Raw genomic sequence first — 3,208 nt, 5'->3', positions numbered from 1 at the left:
CTTCAGCGCCTCGCCCAGATGAGCGGTATCCTCGTCGCGATCGAATCCCGGCTCGTTGGTGGCGACTTCGAACAGCACGCCACCCGGTGTGCGGAAATAGATCGCCCAGAAGTAGTCGCGGTCGATCACCGGCGTCACCCCATAGCCGGTGTCCATCAACGCCTTGCGTACTTCCAGCTGCCTGGCGCGGTTCTCGACCGCGAAGGCGACGTGATGGACGGAGCCGGCGCCGAGATCGGCGAAGGCCGTGCTCGGCAGCGATTCGATGTCGATGACATCGGCGCCATTGCCGTTCTTCACCGCCAGCCGCCTGAGATTGCCGGACTTGTCGACTTCCTCATAGCCCATGAACTTCAGCAGCTCTTCCGTGGCGCCGCCATCCTTCAGCCTGAGCGACACGGAATGAAAGCCTCGGATCGCCTCATCCGTGGGAACGCCGCCTTTCGCCCAGGGTGCTCTGCTGTCGCTCTTGCACTCGACCAGCGCGAAGCCGTCACCATCCGGTCCGGCAAAAGCCAGGCGCTTCTCACCGAAGGTTTCTTCGCGCGAGAGGCCGGTGACGCCCTCATCGGCAAAGCGTTTTTCCCAATAGCCAAGCGTGCCTTCCGGCACCGAGTAGACGGTGGTTCCGACTTCCCCGACCCCATGCCGGCCCTTGCCGATGTCGGGGAAGGGGAAATAGGTCATCACCGAACCCGGCGTACCGGCCTCGTCACCGTAGTAAAGATGGTAAACATCGGGCGCGTCGAAATTGACGGTCTTCTTGACCCGGCGCTGACCGAGTTTCCTGGTGAAGAAATCGTTGTTCTGGCGGGCATCCCTGGCCATCGACGTGACGTGATGCAGGCCCTTGATCTGGTCGAGCATTGTCTTGCTCCTTCCCTTGGTACATGTGCGGCCCTCGCCGCTGTCCACGCCAATATGAGGACCAGGGCAGTTTCCGCAAAGGCGGCAAACACAGAATAGACTGTGTCATAAAAGTGAACGATGGAACAAGGTTCGTTCACCAATTGGCTCGCAGGTCAGACTTGCGCCATGGCCAGAATTCGGTTCCATAAACGGCGTTCGACATCCGGGACAAAGGTATCGTGAGTGACTGGAAAAGCCAGGCGGCCTAACATTCTCCTGATCACATGCGACCAGTGGCGCGGCGATTGTCTGTCCGCCGCCGGTCATCCGATCGTGCGAACGCCGAATGCCGACGCTTTGGCCGCGGAGGGCGTGCTGTTCAAGCGGCATTATGGCGGCGCGGCGCCCTGCTCGCCCGCTCGCGCCTGCCTCTATACCGGCCTCTACCAGATGAACAACCGCGTCTGCCGCAATGGCACGCCGCTCGACGCTCGCCACGGCAACATTGCGCTTTCGGCTCGCGCCCTGGGCTATGATCCGACGCTGTTCGGCTACACCGATGTGTCGCTCGATCCGCGCCTGCTGGCGCCAGGCGATCCGCGGCTGCAAAGCTATGAAGGCGTGCTGCCGGGCTTTACGGTGCGCCAGTTGCTGCCCGAGCATCAGAAGCAATGGCTATCCTGGCTGGAACTACAAGGTGTCGACGCCAGCGCCGGATCTCCCGACATCCATCGCCCGGTGGCCGACGGCGCGGTCGGAACCACCGTCGACAACGCGCCGCCCGTCTACTCCGGGCAGCAAACCCCGGCGGCCTTCCTGACCGGCGAATTCGCGCGTTGGCTTGGCGAACAGGAGCACGCCGCGCCGTGGTTCGCGCATCTTTCCTTCATCAGCCCGCACCCGCCCTTCATAGTGCCGGAGCCCTACAACACAATGTACGATCCGGCTGACGGCCCGGCCTTTCGGCGCGCGGCAAGTTGGCAGGAGGAGGCGGAAAACCATCCCTATCTAGCCTATGATCTCGGCCGGCAGAAACAGATGAAATTCCGCCCCGACGCCAGCGGCAAGGTGCACGACTGGAGCGAAGACGATTTTCGCGTCCTCCGCGCGATCTATTACGGCATGATTTCCGAGGTCGACGCCCAGCTCGGCCGCATCTGGCAAGCGGTCAAGGCGGCCGGCGCGTGGGACGACACCATCGTCGTGCTGACCTCGGACCATGCCGAGATGATGGGCGACCATTTCATGCTGGGCAAGGGAGGCTATTTCGACGGCAGCTACCACATTCCGCTGATCATCCGCGATCCGCGCCACGGCAAGGCGGCCGGCGGCAAGGTCGACAGCTTCACCGAAGCGGTCGACATTTTGCCGACGTTTCTCGACCTGCTCGGCGAAGAGCCCGCGCCGCATCTCGACGGCAGGTCGCTGAAGCCGTTCCTGAGCGGAGAGGCCCCGGCGGCGTGGCGCGATGCCGCGCATTGGGAGTTCGATTTCCGCTCGGTTGCCGCGGGCGAGGCCGAACGCCATTTCGGCATCGCCTCACGCCAATGCAATCTCGCCGTAATCCGCACGGAACATTTCAAATATGTGCATTTCGGCGGCAACCTGCCGCCGCTGCTGTTCGATCTGGAAAACGATCCGGACGAATTGGACAACCTCGCGGCCGACCCCAGCCATCTCGCCGTGCGGCTGGAATTCGCCGAACGACTGCTCGCCTGGCGGGCCGAACATCTCGATCAATCGCTGGCACTGGCCGAATTGACCGAGAACGGCCTCGTCGGCCATGCCGCTGGCCTGCCTCCACGCCACACATGAACACAGGCCCGCATCGTTGCCGGCGCGGGCCTGTATCCGACTGGGTGGAAACTACCTGACGATCATGCGCTGCTGATCGCGCTTCTCGGCATAGCTGCCCTTGTCATAGGCGGTTTGTGCCTCGAGCTGTTCCTTGGTGAAGGTCGTGTACAGGTATTTGTTGCCCGCCTTGTCGGTCATGAATTTGAGATTATCCATGCCGACCGCGACTTCCTTCTCGCCAATGCCGAGGAAGCCACCGACATCGACGATCACCGCATCGGCCTTCTTGTCGGGCGCAAGCACGACATCGCCGATCTCGCCGACCTTGGCGTCGTTGGCGCCATAGACAGTCGTGCCCTTGAGGTCATCGGCGCGAATCTCACCAACCGGCATCTCGGTCAGCGTCGACTTGTCGATGGCTGCGGTCTTTGTCTGGTCCGGAGCCGAGGCATCGGGGGTCGTGGGCGCCGGAGCCTGTGCCGTCTTGTCGGACGGAGCGACGGCAGGGGCTGCGGCGGGCGCGACTGCTGCCGGCGCATTCGAAGCCGTCGTTGCCGGCGCA

At 63.0% G+C, this 3,208-nt stretch carries 3 protein-coding genes; 1 reads left to right on the top strand and 2 read right to left on the bottom strand.

The genetic code is table 11. The features are described 5' to 3' along the window. Positions 1-867 (bottom strand): VOC family protein (locus EN884_RS30715; protein ID WP_128360933.1); only part of this gene is annotated, 867 nt, incomplete at its 3' end. Positions 868-1,092: 225 nt separating this feature from the next. On the opposite strand from EN884_RS30715, the gene EN884_RS30710 reads away from it, so the two are divergent. Then, positions 1,093-2,664, top strand: a complete 1,572-nt coding sequence (locus EN884_RS30710; protein WP_063169139.1) for an alkaline phosphatase family protein — start codon at positions 1,093-1,095, stop codon at positions 2,662-2,664. Positions 2,665-2,715: 51 nt separating this feature from the next. Here the strand turns inward: EN884_RS30710 and EN884_RS30705 are convergent. Then, the coding region (locus tag EN884_RS30705; RefSeq protein WP_164895258.1) for a PRC-barrel domain-containing protein at positions 2,716-3,208 on the bottom strand (493 nt) is incomplete at its 5' end.

It is taken from the genome of Mesorhizobium sp. M7A.F.Ca.AU.001.01.1.1 (assembly GCF_004022735.1).
Classification (GTDB): domain Bacteria; phylum Pseudomonadota; class Alphaproteobacteria; order Rhizobiales; family Rhizobiaceae; genus Mesorhizobium; species Mesorhizobium ciceri.
This window is presented reverse-complemented; position numbering and strand designations above follow the sequence as displayed.